A 16599-nucleotide genomic window follows, 5' to 3' on the forward strand; every position below is an offset into this window, starting at 1 on the left:
GCTATCGGCGTCCGGTATTGTTGTTGTCCTGACGGAACCTGGGCCAACTGCTGGTCGTCAGTCCACGTGAAAGCGAGTACAGGGCATAGACCTTGCGGCCTGAACCGATATACACCGTACCGTCCATGCTCACAGCGGGAGAGGAAATGACCAAGTTACCCGTGTTGTACTTCCAACGGGGCTGACCAGTCATGGGGTCGAGGGCATAGACGTGACGGTCATGGGAACCGACATACACCGTGCCGTCGGCACCAATGGCAGGTGACGAAGCGACAGAACTACCGGTGGAGAATGTCCACCTGGGACGTCCCGTCGTAGGGTTGAGGGCATACACGTTGCCGTCATTGGAACCGACATAGATCGTGCCATCTCCACCCACCGCTGGGGATGAGGTCACCAGGCTGCCCGTACCGAACTTCCACCTGGATTGACCCGTTCTGGAATCCAGGGCATAGACGTTGCCGTCATTGGAACCGACATACACCGTGCCGTCTTGACCCAGAGCGGGTGAGAAGAGGACGTAGGCGCCCGTGCCGAACTTCCAGCTGGGTCGACCCGTGCGGGGACTCAGTGCGTAGACGTTAGTGTCTGCTGAGCCCACATAGACCCTGCCATCTGCGCCCACAGCAGGTGAAGACTCGACCATTCCGCCGGTGGCAAACGCCCATCTGGGTTTTCCGGTCGTGGGGTTGAGGGCGTAGACTTGGCGGTCATCGGAGCCGACATAGACCATACCGTCCACCCCCAGGCCGACAGAGGAGATGACATAACCACCTGTTTTGAATTTCCACTTGACCGTGCCGTCAGGCTTGAGGGCATACACGTTGGTGTCCATCGAACCCACATAGATCACGCCATCTGGACTCAGGGCAGGCGAAGCGAGGACGTAGCCACCCGTCTTGAGCTTCCATTTGAGCCGGCCCGTCGTGGGGTTGAGGGCGTAGATATGGGCATCTCCTGAACCGATATACACAGTGCCATCCTTGCCAATGGCGGGTGAGGAGTCCACACGGTTGCCGGTGGCCTCTTTGCAGTTGCCGGTGGCACTGACCCACACCGCAGCATGGTCGGCTGTGAAGCCACGAACGGTCAGGGTAAAACGGCCCTGAGGGTCTAGGACGCTGACCCTCAGGGCTGGGTGGCTGGTACAGGCCTGAGCCTTTGAGGACAGCTGGAACGTTTGGTTCAACTTCAGTTGAAAGGTCAGGGTGCCCTGTTGCCTCACGACTGTCGTGCCATCCGGGAGATTCAGAAAATGATCTGGAGCGTTGGTCTGGATGTGCAGAGAAGCGAGGTGAGGCTGAAGAGCGGGCTGAGCGTCCGTCGTCCGGGTGATCATCAGGAGGGAAACGATGAGCAGAGTTGAAGTGAATCGTGGCATGGGCTTTCTCCGTTTGCGTGTCATCCCGTCGCGCAAACGAACAGAAAGGGAGGGGAGGGCCGCGCCCTGGGGCTATCTCGGCGTTCTCTTCGCTTTGAAAACCGCCCCAGGGGCAGAACCTCTTGTCTGAGCTCACTCCTGTGGGGAGGAATGAACACCCAGTGCGGTGAAACTGTGGAAAGTCATCAATGCATCGTCTCGCGTGTTGGAGTGAACCCCGGACTTCGGGTTCACTTCAGGTTGTTCTACCCCTGCTCCTTTACCCTCAACAGAGCAGGTCACCTTAGAGCGGTAAGACGTAGAGTACGCCTGCGTCCACTGTGGTCTGGTACACCGCGACGGATTTCACGGCGGGCAACCCTTTCGCCTTGCCAGTGGTCAACTCGAACTGTGAGCCGTGTCTTTCGCACTTGATACGGCCCAGGTTCACTGCCCCGCCCAACAAGGGGTAATCTTGGTGGGTGCAGTTGTTGCGCAGGGCGTAAAACTGTCCTTCGTAGTTCACCACGACGACACTCTTTCCGTCCACCTCAACCGCTGTCTGGCTCCCGTGGAGAAATTCTGCTGTTGGGCCAACGAGGACGCGCATGTGGGGCAGTGTATATCAGGGGTAGGCGAGCTCTGGCAGACGCAGTGCTTGAGGTGTCTGAACGCGGTCGGGAGAGTGTCACCGTCCGTCACTGGGGATACCTCAGTTCGTCACCTGGGCTGATACCAAACCCAAATGAGTCCAGAACATGTTTGATCCAAGGGAAGAGGGGCAGGCATTTAACTTCTTGGGGAGCCTGCTGGAGGGCGCTTTCCCCTCGCTGGGACGGCCAGAAAGTGAAGTTGTCGGCTATTGAGCATTTGAACGCTTCGGAATTCAAGTCCGAAAACTGTTGTGTTGGTAGGTATGCTGAGCTGTCCCACTCCAAGGTTACTTCTATTGGGACACGCTGATGTACAGATCAGCATGCGCTTTGCCTGAGCCTGCCCCATGTTTTGGTTCTGCGTCGATGAGAAGCATCGTTAGGGCTTCTCCTGTTCTTCTCGTGGCCCATGTCCTCGTGAGCGTCATGAATATGGGTGGTATGCGTTCTCTATCGCTATGACGACGCATCGCCACAACACGATTATTGCCAGCATTGGGGTTCCTCAAGGCTGACATCGTCCGGCCGCGCGCATCCCCAAACGGGTGAGTTCGGGGGTTTTTCTATGGCCAGGAGGAAATATGACGCAGGTTTGCATGACCCTCGACAGCGAACCTACTGCCCTCTCCCCTATCCTGTATCTCCTCATCCGCAAGCAATGTGCGGTTACGTATCTGCACGCCCAGAGCGAGGGCCTCACCCTCCCTTTTCCCTTTGTGCAGGGCCATGACCTGACTGCTGAAGAGGTGCAGGGCCTCAAAATAGGGTCTGGAAAGTCGAGCCGGTGGCTTGATCCAATGCGGGCCTCACCGTCCACAACAGGCTTGAGGATGGTCATGGAGTAGAGGGATGCACTGCCTGTCCACCCAGACTATGGAGACCGACTGAAGAAGGGACTAAGGCTGATTTGATCAGAGCAGCATGCGGCGGTTAAATCTGTACCGCACACTGAAGGCATGATCTCCGCCCTCCCATTCTTGCTGGGCAGCTCCGGCACACTGAGCATGGCGACCTTGGTACTGTTGTTTACAGGCAACCTGTTGGCTATGGCGCTGACTGCTGCCGCCGCTATCGTGCTGGCCACAATCGCCGTCCCTCTGTTGGCGCAGCAGGAGGAAGCAGAGTATTTCACCTAGCCAGACAGACCAGATGTTCAAAGCTTGCGGTAGCTGAGGCAGTCTGTGCTGAGCCGTTCAGCGAGTGAAATGGCGTTCATCCTGCGGCTGTTTCCAATCTTGGTAGCGGTGTAGTGATTACGTCCCGTCGGCCTTCGGGATGGATTAGGTCCACCGCATCTGCTGAAATCCCAGGGGTGCTTCTCCGCTTTTGGGTCGTAGGTGTCGTCCTTCCCACTCCAAGCTGTAGCTGTGCTCAAGCGTCTCGGCTGCCTGCCGTTCCAACTCCGACCGTTCGCATTCCCGGCGCTCTTGTTCCAGCTGAGTCACCGCTTGTCCGCACGATGAAAGCCGTTCCCATGGTCTTACGGGTGTCTGTGCTCGATATCGGTTGAAGACCATACGCTCTTGAAGACTTCAAACGGGAGAGAAGGCGATCGTCGAGGAAAGGAGATCAAGTGAACGACTCGCGCTGAGCCTGGGTGAACAAGGGGGAGGCGCAAGCCCTCCCCGGGTGTTCCAACGGTGCTGGGATGAGCTCATGGATCACCCCTTCAATGCGGCAGACGATCTTTGAGAACGCCGTACAGATAGGTTCCCAGCAGGGCAAAAACCAGTACGATCAGGATGGGCCAGACGCCCGCCCCCAGCAGGACGAAGAGAGGACCTGGACAGATGCCCGCCAGACCCCAGCCCACCCCGAAGGTCAGCCCGCCAAACACGTAGCGTCGCCAGCCTTTCTCCTTGTCGGTAATGCGGATGGCCTGCCCGTCCCAGCTGTTCACACTGCTGCGCCGCAGCCACGCTGTGGTGATCATTCCGGTCAGAACCGCTGAGCCCATCAGGCCGAACATATGAAAGGACTCAAAGCGAAACATCTCTTGGATGCGGTACCAGCTGGCCGCCTCGCTTTTCACGAGCACTACGCCGAAGTACAGCCCAGCAAGCAGGTAGAGGAGGAGTCCTGTCGCCGCACGGCGAGAGGAAACGGGCGCGTGAACTCCAGGAATGTTGGACGTCCGGGTCACCGGATCACCGCCATCAAGAGAGGAAGCAGCAGGTTGGCACTCAGGATGCCGCCAGCGAAGAACGAGACGGTGGCGATCAGACTGGGGCCTTGCAGGGTGCTCAGGCCCGTGATGGCATGCCCACTCGTGCAACCGCCGCCATACCGGGTGCCGAAACCGACCAGCAGGCCCGATACGGCCAGCAGCACCCACACGCCAGGGTTGGACAGGTCGGTGAGTTCAGTGGGAACCAAGCCGGGACGCACCTGCACACCGAGCGCCTGCACGGACTGCACGCCCGCCGAACTCAGTGGCGTGGACTGTGGGTTGGCCAGCAGGGCACCAGCGATGAAGCCGCCCAGGATCAGGCCAGCGGCAAACATCAGGTTCCAGCGTTCAGCACGCCAGTCGTACCGGAAGAAGCCTGGTTTGGCCCGTTCAGGCAGGAGGATGGCGCAGACGTGACGCAGATTGGCGGAAATCCCGAAGCCCTTGTTACCCAACCACAGCAGCAGCGGCACCGTCAGGCCAATCAGGGGTCCAGCCACGTACCAGGGCAAAGGTGAGCGGAGAACATCAAACACTTCAGTCATGGGAAAACCTCGGAGAGAAAGACCAGTCGCGAACAACTTGATTACCTTCTTAAGAGAGAACGGACAGGCGTTTCAGGGCCTGAGTTGGGCTTCCGCCGAGACGGGGTGGAGCACCTTGGGTACGTTGGTGACCAGGACATAGAGACCCATTACGACCAGAAAGCCAGCGAACCCTTTCTTCAGGCCCTCGTTGGAGAGCTTTGTTCCGACCTGAGCGCCCAGAAAGCTGCCGAGAATACCGATGACCGTGAAGACCGAGATCAGCGTCCAGTCCACCGAGATGTTCTGATCGGCCAGAACGTGCAGGTACTTGGAAAAGCCCGTGAAGCTCTTTGCGGCGATGATCAGCAGGCTGGTGCCAACTGCGAGGCCCATGGGCAGTCCGCCCAGCAGCACCAGTGCAGGGATGATCAGGAAGCCCCCGCCCACACCAACCAGTCCCGTGAGCACACCCACCGTCAGGCCTTCGAGCCCAATCTTCACCGGGGAACGGTCGTGATGCGCTGCGTCCGGAACCTTCACTCCAGTGGGCCGGAACATCATGAAGGAGGCCAACAGCATCACCAAGGCGAAGAGCAGCAGCTGCACCACACCGGAGAGAAATACGCTGAGGGCCGCGCCCAGGTACGTGCCGACCACGCTGGGAACGCCGAACCACAGCACCGAACGCCAGTCGATCTGCCGTTTCAGGGCGTAGGGAATGGCCCCGAACAGGCTGATGCCGCCCACGATGGCCAGACTCTCGGCGATCGCCAGCTTCTCGGGCTCACCGACCAGGTACACCAGAACGGGGACGGTCAGGATGCTGCCTCCAGAACCCAGCAGGCCGAGCGAGAGACCAATGAGTGCTGCACCGATCCACCCGAGGATCATGGTTGCTCTCCCCCGTTCAGTGTCCGGCCTTCACGCACCGAGGCAGCCGTGCCGCCGGTCAGGTTCGTCAAATCTGTTCTGCCGAGGGCAGCCAGGTGGGCAGCGGCATGCGCGGAGTGGTGGCCACTCGCGCAGATGAGCACTGCAGGGGAGGCAACCTCATCCTCCCGGTCGACCCACTCACTCCAGGGGAGTTTCACGGCACCTGGGATGTGTCCCGCTCTATATTGGTCTCGTTCCCGCACGTCGATGAGGCGGGCGCCTCCCCGCGTTCTGAGTTCAACTTCATTGGGGGAAATAGCTTGATAGGTCATTTGGGCCTCGTATTCCATGGCTGCGGAGGCGGCGGACTGTATGCCGTCTCCGCAGAAGGTGTTTCAGTGGATCTATTCCTGCTGGGTCTTCGCCCAGGCGTCGTACCCCCCGGCCAGTTCAAGGACGTTGAATCCTTCAGCGCGCAGCAGGCTGGCGGCCGCGGCGCTGCGGGCCCCGCCCTGGCAATGCACAACGATCTCACGGTCACGGGGCAGGGTGTCCAACACCCAGGGCAGGCGGCCAGCGTGCAGTTGCTGACTTCCAGGAATCGCCCCTTCCTCGTGCTCGGTTGTGGCGCGAACGTCCAGGATCAGGGCGTCTTCATGCCGGACCAGTTCAGCCGCTGGGACCGGCTGGGCGGGGGCGGCAGGCAGGCCTTCAGCGCTGGGAATGAACCCGATCACCTGTTCGATGCCCACCATCCATAACTTGCGGCGGAGTGCTTCAGCACGGTCGGCTGGGGCCAGCAGGATCAACTCGCGTTTTGGGGTCAGCAGCCAGCCGGACCAGGTTTCGAAGGTGGTGCCGTCCGGGATGTTGATACTGTCTTTGGGAGCGGCGGCCTGGTGCTCGTCCTTCTGGCGGGTGTCGATCAGGCGAACGCCGCCCTTAAGGCGTCGGCGCACATCGTCCGCCTCTAATTCCGGCAGAGGCGTCACGTCTGTCAGCAGGGCCGGACCGTCGCGGTTTTCCTGTTTCATGCGCCCGTAGTACAGCGGTGCGTCGGGCTGACCGGAGAGCAGTTCGCGCGTGAACGCGTCCTCGTCGCCCTGCTCAACCAGTGTGCCCCACCAGCTCAGGGCGCGTTCGTACCCGATGGTGGTGGTCGGCACTGCCCCCAGGGACTTACCGCAGGCACTGCCGGAGCCGTGTCCGGGCCAGACCTGCACGTAGTCCGGGAGGGTCAGGAACTTGTCGCGCAGTGAGGTGAACATCTGCCGTGCGCCCACAAAGCGGGTGCCCTGGCCGCCGGCGGCTTCGTCCAGCAGGTCGGGGCGGCCCAGGTCGCCCACGAAGACGAAGTCGCCGGTCAGGAGCATGCTGGGTTGATGACCCCGGGGGGTATCCGTCACGAGGAAACTCATGTGTTCCGGGGTGTGGCCGGGGGTATGCAGGGCCTGGATCCGGATGTTGCCGACCATGAAGCTGTCGCTGTCATGCAACTTGATCTGGTTGCCGTCGTCGTAGGTGTACTGCCAGCCCTCGCCGCCTTCGTCAGACAGCAGGAGCTGGGCACCAGTTTCCTGGGCCAGTTGGCGGCTGCCGGAGAGGTAGTCGGCGTGAATATGGGTCTCAGTGACGTGGGTGATACGGAGTTTCTGGCTCTGGGCTTCGTTCAGATACTGAGTGATGTTCCGGATGGGATCGATCACGAGGCATTCGCCGGTCTTCTGACAGCCGATCAGGTAGGAGGCCTGAGCCAGGTCCGCGTCGTAGAACCGTTGGAAGTACATGCCTAGAGCGTATACCCCCTCCCCCTATCCTGTCAAATAGGGGGAGGGGGTATACTGGACACATGACGATTCCCGTACCTGTGAGTGACCACACCGCCGAAAAGACCAAAATCCTCAATCGCCTGCGCCGTCTGGAGGGGCAGGTTCGGGGATTGCAGAAGATGGTGGAGGACGAGAAGAACTGTGTGGAAGTGATGACGCTTTACGCCAGCGTGCGAAGTGCACTGGAATCTACTGGGGACGTGATTCTGGAAACCTATGTGGCGCAGTGTCAGGCCCGGGGAGAGGAGCCTGCCAACCTGGTGAGGTTGCTCAAATTGGCCCGGTAAGGCTGGCGAGAACTGGGTCATGAGTCTGCCTGTGGATCCCCACGAACTGGAACAGGTCAGGGCAGAGCGTCAACGGAAAGCCAGGCGAGCGGAACAGCACTTGGCAGTCCTGCTGGCCGCAGGCAGTCTCAGCCGGAGCCAGCAGCAGGCGGTGATTGAAGTGACGGAGCTGAACAGCAAATTGAGGTATCTGCGGACTCACCTGGCGGCTGAGCTCGGCCTCTCGCCGTAGTCCCCTTGTCCCAGATTTGACTGCAAGCGTTCCTGAGAGTGTGCAGTTGGAGGAGTACTTCGTTGGCCTACGGCTGAACCGTGACCTGAGTCCACCGCAGTCCCCGCTATCCACATCACCTCTCTGTTAAGCAATCTGCACAGCGTCTCCTCCTTCACGATAGACAGCACACTCTCTTAAATGATGGGCGCATAGTAGGAGGGATGCCTGAAATGATTGCCAACATTCGCCGCCTATTTTGGATTCTCCTTGGTGGCTTGTTTGTTGGGCTCGGGATTTTAGGGGCCGTGTTACCACTGCTGCCGTCCACCGTGTTCCTGGTGCTGGCCGCTGGATGCTTCTCAAAAAGCTCGCCGCGTCTTCACACCTGGTTGCTCCGCCTGCCCTACGCTGGACCATTGGTTCGGGATTTCCAGGCAGGGCTCGGCATGCCGCTCGGAGCCAAGTGGATGGCTGTTGGCATGATCGTCCTGGCGACGGGGGTCAGCGGCTGGCGCTTCATTCCGGTCTGGTGGGGTCAGCTTGCCTGGGCGCTCATAGGAATGGCCGGAATCCTCTTCATTCTCTTCTGCGTTCCCACACGCCTTACGCTTTCTCAGGCCAAATCGAACAGTGCCTGACTTCCGTAGAGTCAGGCACCAGTAGGAAAGGGCGTTCGATAGGTTTGCTCTTGAGCTTCACAGCGGTTGCGGTGTGCCCACCCGTGGCCAGGCCTGCCACAGCCAGAGCAGCAACAGACCAAGAACGCCCGCACTGAGCAGGGAGGGGGCGGCGGGACTGACCTGCTGGTGAGGGTCAGTTCGGGATGGCCGCGTACCGTGGCAGAAGCGGTCTTCGCGGAGAACCTCAGCTTACGCAGCTCCTGGAGTCAGGGGGCGGGTTCGGGCCATGCGCCCAGCAATGATTTCTGAGAGGGCGATGGCGCCGAGGCCCAGCAGCAGGTGGATCACCTCGATGATCCAGTGCCCGTCCCCGGGCAAGAGCCGTCCTTGCAGGCTGCCCACAGCCGGCACAGCCAGACCCCACAGCAGGGCCAGTACCAGCAGACTTGGAGACACACGCTGACCGAATCCCAGGACAGCCATCAGCAGGAGGGCGGCAGAGATGAGAAATCCAAGGCCCTGATGGATGCTGAGCAGATCGTACCCAGTGCCGTTCCAGAGGGCCAGGCCCAGGCCTAAGGCGACGAGGCCAGCGATACGGATCATCCAGCGAAGCACGTGGACGATATTGTTCATAAGAACCACCTGTTCTGAATGCGGAGGTGTGACGGGGGTCTACAAAGCCGGGGAAGGGATGTGGCGCTCTTACTCGCGCAGTTGGCCGTCGACGATGCTCACCACGCGGTCGCAGAGATCAAGCACCCGCTCATCGTGCGTGACCATCACGGCGGCCTTGCCCCGTTCATGCACCTGCTGCGCAAGCAGCTCGACCACCTCGCGGCCACGGACACTGTCCAGGCTGGCCGTGGGTTCGTCAGCGAGGATTAGTTGCGGATCGTTCATCAAGGCGCGGGCGATGGCCACGCGCTGGCGCTGTCCACCGCTCAAGGCGTCCGGGAAGTGACGGGCACGCTCCCACAGACCCAGCAGCTTCAGCAGGTCATCGGCCTGCTGTTGGACATCGGGACCTCCAAGGCCCGCGAGATGCGGTACCAGCGTCAGTTGCTCGCGAACATTCAGGTACGGGATCAGGTTGCTGCTCTGAAGCACGAAGCCGAGGTGCTTCAGCCGGAAGGCAGCCAGGGCGCCCTGGGGGAGTGCTGTCACCTCCTGACCGGCAATGGTGACCTGCCCGGTGGTAGGGCGCAGCAGCGCGCCCGCGACGGACAGGAAGGTGCTCTTGCCGCTGCCACTGGGACCGTTCACGGCGACCAACTCGCCAGGCCGGACATTCAGGGTGACGGGATGCAGAGCAGTGATGGTGCCGTCGCCGTCGCCATACGTCTTGCTGACATTGAGCAGAGACAAGATGGGCGCGGTGAGGGGAGTGGAGGTGAAGCGGGGGTGTTCAAGGGTCGCAGTCATTTCAAGCTCCTGGGGACAAGTGGAAATACATGGGGAGGTTTAGGCGATGGTGCCGATAGCGATCAGCGGATCGACCTGGGCGATGCTGCGCAGGCTGAGAAGGCTGCTGAGGGCTGCGACGCCAATGAGCAGGACTGAGGCGGCAAGCAGGGTGGCAGGTGTCAGGGCGAAGGGAATGCCCGCCGGAAGTACAGTCACAATACCCAGGGTGATCACAGCGGCTAAGGCGACGGCCACAGTAGTCAGCAGCAGCATCTGCGTGACGAGGCTGCCCGCCAGCGTCCGGGTGCTGGCCCCGATGGCTTTGAGGAGGCCAAACTGCGGAGTCTTCTGGAGCGTCAGGACGTAGAAGAAGACGGCCATCACGAACGCGGCGACGACGACCAGGAAGACCTGAATCATGGTCAAGCTGCCCTGCTCTTCTTTGTACCCGGGCAAGACCTGGAGGGCTTGGGCGCGGGTCTGGAGACCGAGACCTTCCAAGGTGCCGATCGGTTTGGCTGCCGCGTCATCCGCCTTGAGGGCCACGGCACTGACGTTGCCCCGGGTGCGGGGATGGAGCGCCTGCCAGCGGTCGAGGGTCATGAACACGACCGGCTGATGGTTCAACCGGGCGGCCTCGGTAAAGCCAATCACCCGAACAGTCTCGCCCCCCGGCTTGAGGGTCAGGGTGTCGCCCAGCGTCACGCCGTCCTCCTGGAAAGAGACGTCCACCACTGCCCCTGTCGTGTTCGTGCTCAGCGCCTGTCCCCCGGTGATCTCCGGGGCCATGAAGCTGCTGGGCTCGACGCCGAGCAGCACGCCGCTGAGCTGCTTGTCCCCATTGCTGAGGCTGGCAAAGCTCTGCGCGAGCGGCGTGGCGTTCTGGCCTACCACGTCCTGAACACGCTGCACATCAGCCGGGCTGAGGAAGGATTGAGTGAAGACCCCCTTGGCGTCCTCGGTGGTGACGAAGTGGGTGGCGGGCGTCTGGATCAAGAGCGCTGCACTGTCTTGGGCGAGGCCACGGGTCAGGCCGGTGATCATAAAGACCATAAAGGCGATCAGGGCAACGATGCCGCCGAGCAGCAGGGAGCGGAAGCGGTAGTGCTGAAGTTCGCGTAAAGCGAGGAACATAGATTCTCCTTGAGCCGTGGGGCTCTAAAGTCAGCTTCGGAATAGTCAGGCGCTGACTACTCATGTACAGACCTTACTGTGCGTTGTCGCAATAGTCAACAGTGGACTATTCTGGGGACATGCATCCTGACCCGAATACCCTGCTGCTGCTCGGCCTGCTCAAGGGCCAGCGCCAGCACGGCTATCAACTCAACGACTTCATCGAGCGCAACCTGGCCCGCTTCACCACCCTGAAAAAAGCCTCAGCGTACGCGGCCCTTGACCGTCTGGAAAAGAGTGGCCTGATCGAGGCACACAGCGAGCAGGCCGGCAACCGGCCGACCCGCAAGGTCTACGCCCTGACGCCCCAGGGAGAACAGCAGTTCCTGGCCCTCCTGCGCGCCCATCTCGCGCGTCCTGAACCCGTCGCCTTTTACGGCGACCTGGGCCTGATGTTTCTGAATCAGCTTCCAAGGGACGAGGCGTTGGGGCTGCTCACCGAACGGGCCCAAGCTGTGGACGAGCAGATCGCCTCTCTGGAACGGGTTCCTACCCACGATGGCGCACTCGGGGCGGGTCTATTCGGGGTGGACTTGGCCGTCTCCCGCCAATTGGCGTTGCTGCGTGCTGACCGGAACTGGCTCGGCGTGACCCTGGGCACGTTGGGCGGACAGCAGGCCACGCTCATGGGGTAAAACTGCAAGTGCGTGTCCAGTCATGTCCAGTTGTTCCTGGCTGATACTGAACAGGCGAATGTCGGCCTGGGCAAGTTCAGGGAAGCTGAGGATGTCGCTCCGCAGGTTTTGAGTGAAGACGGGCTGCCCGCACCGACGAGGTCGATTTTCGGGTTTTTTTATGAGCCAGTGTCGGACACCATCGGCGCTCGTACACACCTCATCCAGGTTCCCGCTGGCGTAGTTCCTCTGCGAGGAGCGCGCTCAATGTGATACACCATTCGCGCAAGGTTTCATGGCTGACCTCAATGCCGCGCTGATGGAGCACTTCTTGCACGTCACGATAACTCAGAGCAAAGCGATGATAAAGCCAAACGGCGTGCTGAATAACGGCCATGGGGAACCGGTGGCGGTAGGGTTTGGCGGCAGTCACGGGTAGTCTCAGCCTATCTCGATCCAGTTAAGGCAAATAACCGCCTGAAGAGCATTCCCGTATCGCCACACGCCGATGTCGACTGGCCCCAGATGAAAGCCCACCTCAGGATGTGGCCAGACCACGGCCCCACACGGTGACCAGTTGCCCGCAACATATGAGCGTCTGCTCATGTATTCTGTGAACATGCCCTCCTCTCCGACCGGCCAGCCCCCCGTCCACCGCCCTCACGCCGTTTGGAACGACGTCACTGTGATTGGAGGCGGGCAAGCCGGCTTGGCCATGGGGCAGGCCTTGCAGACCACCGGACTGACGTTCCAAATCCTTGAGGCCCATTCACGGGTGGGAGACGCGTGGCGTCAGCGGTACGACTCTTTGGTGCTGTTTACTTCTGCCCGCCGCAGCGCCTTGCCGGGCCTGCCCTTTCCCGGTGATCCAGAACGGTACCCCACTAAAGATGAGGTGGCTGATTATTTGGAGGGGTATGCCCAGCAGTTCGCGTTGCCGGTTCACTTCAACATGCCCGTCACTCAGGTTCGCCCCGTGGCCGGCGGCTTCGAGCTGCAGACCCCCCATGGCCTGCAGTTCACCCGCACGGTGGTCGTCGCCAGCGGGCCGTTTCAGACCCCCCACGTTCCCCCCTTTGCCTCCCAACTCTCGCCAGAGGTCGTGCAGCTGCACAGCAGCGCCTACCGGAATCCAGCCCAGTTGCCCCCTGGACGCGTGATGGTTGTGGGTGGCGGCAACTCGGGTGCCCAAATTGCGGTGGAGTTGACCCGCACCCACCAGGTGAGTGTGGCGCTGGGTCACGCCCCCTTCACGCTCCCGCAACGCGTGTTGGGGCGAGATCTCTTCGATGTGCTTGAGCGTCTGAAGCTTTTGAACGTTCCCTCGGCTTCCCGCCTGGGCCGGTTCTTGCGGGCACGGGACCCTGTCATCGGTACTTCCCTCCGCGCTGAAGCACGGGCAAGCCGAGTGCGGCTGCTCCGCCGAGTGATCAAGGCGGAGGGAAGGCAGCTGTACACCGACCGGGGTGAAGCCCACCTGGTGGACGCCGTCGTCTGGGCCACCGGATTTCGTCCAGACTCCGCTTGGCTCCCCCCCGAAATCACGGACAGTCAGGGCCGGCCCCAACACCTGGAGGGCGTATCCCCACTGCCCGGGCTGATGTTTTTAGGCCTGTCTTGGCAGCGTTCACGTGCCTCGGCCCTGCTGGGCGGTGTAGGAAACGACGCCGCTGTACTGGCTGGGCAGCTGGTGGACGTGTGTGCCAAAGAATCTGAAGTTCCCTCTGCAGCTGGGTCAGCTGACTCAGCCGCACCCTGCTCACCTCGACCAAACAGGCTGTGAACTCCAGCAGGGCTACACTGACGGAGAAGCCGTCGAGCGGGGAGGAGCCACAGGGTGTGCTGCGCCGAGCTGCGAGATCACAGAAGGGTCTGCAGCATTTGCAGGAGCTGCGCCTCACTGAGAAGGCCACGCCGGATCCCCCGAATGGTTCCAGTGCGGTCAATGAAGACCGTCGTGGGAAGGAAAGAGGCCCCGTACTGTTCGGCCAATGCCCGGTGCGGCACGGCGCCAGTCAAGACGGAAAAATCAAACTGCGCCAAGCCCCACCGCCACCGGTTCAGGGTGCCCATCATCGGAGACGCAGTTTGGCTAGACCATCGCTTTCCGCTCAGCGACCGGAATGTCCGAGAGTTGCTCCCCCAACGCGGCATCCACGTCACCGCGGTAAGGCGCGGTGTCAGCGCGTTCAGCATCGTGGCCAGGGAGATCCCCAGTTGCGGGGTCGCAAAGGCAACCAGCACAAAAGGCACGGCGGCATTCAGAGCGCCCAGAATCAGAAACACTCGCCAACGGGAACGGAAAGCGGTAGGTGTTCCAGTCAGGATGTCCTGAATCAACCTGGCGGTGGGACATCCCCTCCCCGGATGATCCCGGTGGGCCGCCGACAGGTAGGTCTCGATGAAGTGGCGCCTGCTGAGTGGGTATATTCGGTAGGACAATTTTTCCGGCTTTGATGAGTTCTTTCAGAACCACCAGACTATCCTGCTTGTGCTATGCCATAAATAGAATCATCTTTTGGCTGGAAAAGCACGGGAGAACAACGCCCTGGAGGATACGGAGCAGCATGCTGACCATTCGCTTCGGTGATGCGCCGATCATCACGAGCGTTCCCCTGCTCTCCAGGGCGCGCCTGCATTCCGACAGCGACCGCGTGCCGACGCAATTACGAATCAAGTCGTACCGCTGCTCATCTCGCGTGTAGGGTGTAGGTCCAGATTTAGGTTCGGTGCCCTTCAGCGCTCTGGTGGGTTGCTGGCGACGGCTTATGCGCGGTGAGGGCCGCCCCGCCACTGGCCAGCATGACGAGCACGACGGCCATCCACCCGCTGAGCGACAGCACCTCCTGAAGGAAAATCACTCCACACAGCGCGGCCACCGCAGGCTCCAAGCTCAGCAGCACACTGAAGGTTCGGGAAGGCAGGGTGCGGAGCGCGACCAGCTCCAACGTGAACGGCACCGCACTCGACAACACTGCCAAAGCGGTGCCAGCAGCCAGGAGCGTTGGCGTGACGTGGCCCAGGTCACCGGAGAGCAGCACAAACGGCGCTACCGTCAGCGTGGCGATGACCATGCCGGCCGCCACACCGGCACCGCTAGACAAGACCTGGGATACTCGTCTGCCCAGGACGACATAGGCGGCCCAACAGGCGCCCGCCAGCAGGGCGAGCAGCATCCCAAGACTATCCGTGCCTCCGCCAGTCCAGGGCGTGATCATCGCCACTCCGACACCCGCCAGCACCACCCACACCACATCCAGAGCCCGGCGCGATCCAGACACCGCCAGCAGCAGTGGTCCGACAAATTCCAGGGTGACCGCCAGGCCCAGAGGGATGCGCGCCAGAGCCAGGTAGAACAGCAAGTTCATTGCGCCCAGAACAAGGCCGTACGGCAGCACCGCTTGCCACTGTGCCCGTGTGAAGTGCCGCAGGGCCGGCCGAAAGACCAGCAGCAGGATGAGTGCTGAAATCCCAATTCGCATGCCGGTGGTGCCGACCGCTCCGACCAGTGGGAAGATGCCTTTCGCGATGGCGGCTCCGCCCTGCACGCTGAGGACGGACAGCAACAGTGCGGGTACGGCCGGTATGGAGGAACGGGGGGTGGTCAGAGCTGTCATGACGCCCAGTGTGGGAGCGTCGCCTGACCTTGCCTACCGGGCCGCAACCTCTGCCTGAATGGCCAGTCATCGGAAGTTCCGGGGACGCAGGAGTACAGTAAGGCATGGCGACCGCCACCCTGATTCAGTTGCGTGCCTTTGTCGTGGCGGCCGACTCGGGCAGTTTCGGTCGGGCGGCCCTGGTCCTGAGGCTGTCACCCAGCAGTGTCAGCGAGAGCGTGCAGGCGCTCGAGCAGGTGCACGGTCAGCCATTATTCCGCCGTTCACCCCGGGGGATTGTCCTGACTCTGGCCGGCGAGCGGGCCCTGCCGCACGCACGGCTCACCGTCCAGCATAGTGATGACTTTGCGCTGGCCATCGACGAACAGCGGGCTCTCCAGGGGGTCCTGACCGTCGCCAGCTTTCGCAGTCTGGGCATCCATCTGCTGCCCCCCATCCTGAAGCTGTTGCGCCGCCGTCATCCGGAGCTGCAGGTGAACGTAGTGGACGGAACCAGTGGGGACGGCGGCCAGCAGCTCGTCGAGGATGGCCGGGCGGATGCCGCCTTTCTCGAACTGACCACTGAGACCACCCTGTTGACGCTGCCGGTCATCCAGGACGACTACGTCGTGGTAGGCGCCCGCACGCTCGGAGCCCAGCCGGTCACCCTGGCGACCCTGGCGGAACAGCCCCTGTTTTTGTTCCCGGAAACGCTCGCCTGTAACGCCGCCATTCATCACCACATCCGCACCTTCCTTCCCCAAGGGACGATGGTGCAGGAGGTTGGCGATGATGAGGTGATGCTGTCGATGGTTGAGCACGAACTCGGCCTGGCCGTGATGCCCCGGTTGGCCGTGTTGCCACTTCGGGAGAGCTTGATGCTGCACCCCTTGCCCGTGCCGCTGCCCAGGGTGCTGGGGGTGGCGATTAAAGCGGGCCGGGCCGGGTTACCGCACCTCCGGGCCTTCACTGAAGCCCTGCGCGCGTATCAGGCGACACCCGCCTTTGCGCGCCTGCAAGGCAGCCTCCAGCCAGGCTGATTTCCCGGCGGGGCTGCGCTGCTCCAGGCACCATGATCGCCAGTAAAGCCGAGGAGGGAGACACAAACCAATCCATGATGCCGCCAACTGCGGTTGTCACGAGGTGGGGATACCTCGCTTCCCCGTAAGATCGAGGCAAGCCCAGGTGGAGAGCGCCGTGACTGGGACTGCGCTCTACAGCGTAATGACGACCGGGGCATTCGCTGCCTGGTAGTGCTCGTCCAAGATGGAGGCGT

The 16599-nt window shown here is 61.6% G+C and carries 21 protein-coding genes and 2 pseudogenes; 10 read left to right on the forward strand and 13 right to left on the reverse strand.

Features of this window, described 5'->3' with window-relative positions:
- Position 1: 1 nt before the first annotated feature.
- Positions 2-1381, reverse strand: a complete 1380-nt coding sequence (locus tag M1R55_RS18695) for a PQQ-binding-like beta-propeller repeat protein (protein ID WP_249394432.1) — start codon at positions 1379-1381, stop codon at positions 2-4.
- A gap of 283 nt (positions 1382-1664) precedes the next feature.
- The gene (locus tag M1R55_RS18700) at positions 1665-1970 is read right to left on the reverse strand and encodes a Rieske 2Fe-2S domain-containing protein (RefSeq protein ID WP_249394433.1); all 306 of its coding nucleotides are present in this window, start codon (positions 1968-1970) and stop codon (positions 1665-1667) included.
- A gap of 624 nt (positions 1971-2594) precedes the next feature.
- On the opposite strand from M1R55_RS18700, the gene M1R55_RS18705 reads away from it, so the two are divergent.
- Both M1R55_RS18705 and M1R55_RS18710 read left to right on the forward strand, forming a co-directional pair.
- A complete protein-coding gene (locus M1R55_RS18705) occupies positions 2595-2858 on the forward strand; it encodes a hypothetical protein (protein ID WP_249394434.1) in 264 nt (87 codons plus the stop codon).
- 111 nt (positions 2859-2969) lie between these two features.
- Complete coding sequence (locus tag M1R55_RS18710; protein WP_249394435.1) at positions 2970-3149, forward strand: hypothetical protein; 180 nt, start codon at positions 2970-2972, stop codon at positions 3147-3149.
- A 533-nt stretch (positions 3150-3682) separates the two neighbouring features.
- On the opposite strand, the gene M1R55_RS18715 is transcribed toward M1R55_RS18710, so the two are convergent.
- From M1R55_RS18715 to M1R55_RS18735, 5 genes are all read right to left on the reverse strand, one after another.
- A complete protein-coding gene (locus M1R55_RS18715) occupies positions 3683-4156 on the reverse strand; it encodes a DUF6691 family protein (protein WP_249394436.1) in 474 nt (157 codons plus the stop codon).
- Positions 4153-4728 carry a YeeE/YedE family protein gene (locus M1R55_RS18720; RefSeq protein ID WP_249394437.1) on the reverse strand — a complete coding sequence of 192 codons (576 nt, stop codon included), beginning with the start codon at positions 4726-4728 and terminating at the stop codon, positions 4153-4155. The genes M1R55_RS18715 and M1R55_RS18720 overlap by 4 nt, the downstream gene beginning before the upstream one ends.
- Positions 4729-4800: 72 nt before the next feature.
- On the reverse strand, positions 4801-5601 hold the full coding sequence (locus tag M1R55_RS18725; protein ID WP_249394438.1) for a sulfite exporter TauE/SafE family protein: 801 nt from the start codon (positions 5599-5601) through the stop codon (positions 4801-4803).
- Positions 5598-5933, reverse strand: a complete 336-nt coding sequence (locus M1R55_RS18730; RefSeq protein WP_371827209.1) for a rhodanese-like domain-containing protein — start codon at positions 5931-5933, stop codon at positions 5598-5600. The genes M1R55_RS18725 and M1R55_RS18730 overlap by 4 nt, the downstream gene beginning before the upstream one ends.
- 54 nt (positions 5934-5987) lie before the next feature.
- A complete protein-coding gene (locus M1R55_RS18735) occupies positions 5988-7370 on the reverse strand; it encodes an MBL fold metallo-hydrolase (RefSeq protein WP_249394440.1) in 1383 nt (460 codons plus the stop codon).
- Between the two features lie 62 nt (positions 7371-7432).
- Here M1R55_RS18735 and M1R55_RS18740 point away from each other — a divergent pair, with 62 nt between their 5' ends.
- The 3 genes from M1R55_RS18740 (at position 7433) to M1R55_RS18750 (ending at position 8551) form a co-directional block, all read left to right on the forward strand.
- A complete protein-coding gene (locus tag M1R55_RS18740) occupies positions 7433-7699 on the forward strand; it encodes a metal-sensitive transcriptional regulator (protein WP_249394441.1) in 267 nt (88 codons plus the stop codon).
- A gap of 19 nt (positions 7700-7718) precedes the next feature.
- Positions 7719-7931 carry a hypothetical protein gene (locus tag M1R55_RS18745; protein WP_249394442.1) on the forward strand — a complete coding sequence of 71 codons (213 nt, stop codon included), beginning with the start codon at positions 7719-7721 and terminating at the stop codon, positions 7929-7931.
- A 203-nt stretch (positions 7932-8134) separates the two neighbouring features.
- Entirely contained in the window at positions 8135-8551 is a 417-nt protein-coding gene (locus M1R55_RS18750; RefSeq protein WP_249394443.1) for a YbaN family protein, read from the forward strand.
- Positions 8552-8782: 231 nt separating this feature from the next.
- Here M1R55_RS18750 and M1R55_RS18755 read toward each other — a convergent pair whose 3' ends face one another.
- The 3 genes from M1R55_RS18755 to M1R55_RS18765 all read right to left on the reverse strand — a co-directional run bounded on the left by M1R55_RS18755 (position 8783) and on the right by M1R55_RS18765 (position 11074).
- Positions 8783-9169, reverse strand: a complete 387-nt coding sequence (locus tag M1R55_RS18755; RefSeq protein ID WP_249394444.1) for a hypothetical protein — start codon at positions 9167-9169, stop codon at positions 8783-8785.
- Between the two features lie 69 nt (positions 9170-9238).
- Entirely contained in the window at positions 9239-9958 is a 720-nt protein-coding gene (locus M1R55_RS18760) for an ABC transporter ATP-binding protein (RefSeq protein WP_249394445.1), read from the reverse strand.
- Between the two features lie 39 nt (positions 9959-9997).
- Entirely contained in the window at positions 9998-11074 is a 1077-nt protein-coding gene (locus tag M1R55_RS18765) for an FtsX-like permease family protein (RefSeq protein WP_249394446.1), read from the reverse strand.
- Between the two features lie 119 nt (positions 11075-11193).
- Between M1R55_RS18765 and M1R55_RS18770 the strand changes: the two genes are divergently transcribed.
- Positions 11194-11748 (forward strand): PadR family transcriptional regulator, encoded by a 555-nt coding sequence (locus M1R55_RS18770; protein ID WP_249394447.1) that lies wholly within the window; start codon positions 11194-11196, stop codon positions 11746-11748.
- 162 nt (positions 11749-11910) lie between these two features.
- On the opposite strand, the pseudogene M1R55_RS18775 reads toward M1R55_RS18770, so the two are convergent.
- Positions 11911-12124: pseudogene (locus M1R55_RS18775) on the reverse strand (IS6 family transposase); the annotation flags it as partial.
- Between the two features lie 222 nt (positions 12125-12346).
- On the opposite strand from M1R55_RS18775, the gene M1R55_RS18780 reads away from it, so the two are divergent.
- Positions 12347-13510, forward strand: a complete 1164-nt coding sequence (locus tag M1R55_RS18780) for an NAD(P)/FAD-dependent oxidoreductase (protein WP_249394448.1) — start codon at positions 12347-12349, stop codon at positions 13508-13510.
- Positions 13511-13587: 77 nt separating this feature from the next.
- On the opposite strand, the gene M1R55_RS18785 is transcribed toward M1R55_RS18780, so the two are convergent.
- Positions 13588-13803 (reverse strand): hypothetical protein, encoded by a 216-nt coding sequence (locus M1R55_RS18785; RefSeq protein WP_249394869.1) that lies wholly within the window; start codon positions 13801-13803, stop codon positions 13588-13590.
- On the opposite strand from M1R55_RS18785, the pseudogene M1R55_RS18790 reads away from it, so the two are divergent.
- Both M1R55_RS18790 and M1R55_RS18795 read left to right on the forward strand, forming a co-directional pair.
- Positions 13793-13891, forward strand: a pseudogene (locus M1R55_RS18790) (IS6 family transposase); the annotation flags it as partial. The gene M1R55_RS18785 and the pseudogene M1R55_RS18790 sit on opposite strands and share 11 nt — an antisense overlap.
- A gap of 403 nt (positions 13892-14294) precedes the next feature.
- A complete protein-coding gene (locus M1R55_RS18795; RefSeq protein ID WP_249394449.1) occupies positions 14295-14432 on the forward strand; it encodes a hypothetical protein in 138 nt (45 codons plus the stop codon).
- 15 nt (positions 14433-14447) lie between these two features.
- On the opposite strand, the gene M1R55_RS18800 is transcribed toward M1R55_RS18795, so the two are convergent.
- Entirely contained in the window at positions 14448-15344 is an 897-nt protein-coding gene (locus M1R55_RS18800; RefSeq protein WP_249394450.1) for a DMT family transporter, read from the reverse strand.
- A 104-nt stretch (positions 15345-15448) separates the two neighbouring features.
- Between M1R55_RS18800 and M1R55_RS18805 the strand changes: the two genes are divergently transcribed.
- Positions 15449-16363: a LysR family transcriptional regulator gene (locus M1R55_RS18805; protein WP_249394451.1), complete on the forward strand. Its 915-nt coding sequence runs from the start codon at positions 15449-15451 to the stop codon at positions 16361-16363.
- Positions 16364-16599: the final 236 nt, after the last annotated feature.

The organism is Deinococcus sp. QL22, from assembly GCF_023370075.1.
Lineage (GTDB): Bacteria > Deinococcota > Deinococci > Deinococcales > Deinococcaceae > Deinococcus.

Bases quoted from the DNA above. Each gene is read 5' to 3' on its own strand.
- M1R55_RS18760 (WP_249394445.1), bottom strand. From the start codon at position 9,958: ATGACTGCGACCCTTGAACACCCCCGCTTCACCTCCACTCCCCTCACC.
- M1R55_RS18735 (WP_249394440.1), bottom strand. From the start codon at position 7,370: ATGTACTTCCAACGGTTCTACGACGCGGACCTGGCTCAGGCCTCCTAC.
- M1R55_RS18740 (WP_249394441.1), top strand. From the start codon at position 7,433: ATGACGATTCCCGTACCTGTGAGTGACCACACCGCCGAAAAGACCAAA.
- M1R55_RS18780 (WP_249394448.1), top strand. From the start codon at position 12,347: ATGCCCTCCTCTCCGACCGGCCAGCCCCCCGTCCACCGCCCTCACGCC.
- M1R55_RS18725 (WP_249394438.1), bottom strand. From the start codon at position 5,601: ATGATCCTCGGGTGGATCGGTGCAGCACTCATTGGTCTCTCGCTCGGC.
- M1R55_RS18795 (WP_249394449.1), top strand. From the start codon at position 14,295: ATGCTGACCATTCGCTTCGGTGATGCGCCGATCATCACGAGCGTTCCC.
- M1R55_RS18710 (WP_249394435.1), top strand. From the start codon at position 2,970: ATGATCTCCGCCCTCCCATTCTTGCTGGGCAGCTCCGGCACACTGAGC.
- M1R55_RS18785 (WP_249394869.1), bottom strand. From the start codon at position 13,803: ATGATGGGCACCCTGAACCGGTGGCGGTGGGGCTTGGCGCAGTTTGAT.
- M1R55_RS18730 (WP_371827209.1), bottom strand. From the start codon at position 5,933: ATGGAATACGAGGCCCAAATGACCTATCAAGCTATTTCCCCCAATGAA.
- M1R55_RS18720 (WP_249394437.1), bottom strand. From the start codon at position 4,728: ATGACTGAAGTGTTTGATGTTCTCCGCTCACCTTTGCCCTGGTACGTG.
- M1R55_RS18765 (WP_249394446.1), bottom strand. From the start codon at position 11,074: ATGTTCCTCGCTTTACGCGAACTTCAGCACTACCGCTTCCGCTCCCTG.
- M1R55_RS18805 (WP_249394451.1), top strand. From the start codon at position 15,449: ATGGCGACCGCCACCCTGATTCAGTTGCGTGCCTTTGTCGTGGCGGCC.
- M1R55_RS18800 (WP_249394450.1), bottom strand. From the start codon at position 15,344: ATGACAGCTCTGACCACCCCCCGTTCCTCCATACCGGCCGTACCCGCA.
- M1R55_RS18705 (WP_249394434.1), top strand. From the start codon at position 2,595: ATGACGCAGGTTTGCATGACCCTCGACAGCGAACCTACTGCCCTCTCC.
- M1R55_RS18750 (WP_249394443.1), top strand. From the start codon at position 8,135: ATGCCTGAAATGATTGCCAACATTCGCCGCCTATTTTGGATTCTCCTT.
- M1R55_RS18745 (WP_249394442.1), top strand. From the start codon at position 7,719: ATGAGTCTGCCTGTGGATCCCCACGAACTGGAACAGGTCAGGGCAGAG.
- M1R55_RS18770 (WP_249394447.1), top strand. From the start codon at position 11,194: ATGCATCCTGACCCGAATACCCTGCTGCTGCTCGGCCTGCTCAAGGGC.
- M1R55_RS18695 (WP_249394432.1), bottom strand. From the start codon at position 1,381: ATGCCACGATTCACTTCAACTCTGCTCATCGTTTCCCTCCTGATGATC.
- M1R55_RS18755 (WP_249394444.1), bottom strand. From the start codon at position 9,169: ATGAACAATATCGTCCACGTGCTTCGCTGGATGATCCGTATCGCTGGC.
- M1R55_RS18700 (WP_249394433.1), bottom strand. From the start codon at position 1,970: ATGCGCGTCCTCGTTGGCCCAACAGCAGAATTTCTCCACGGGAGCCAG.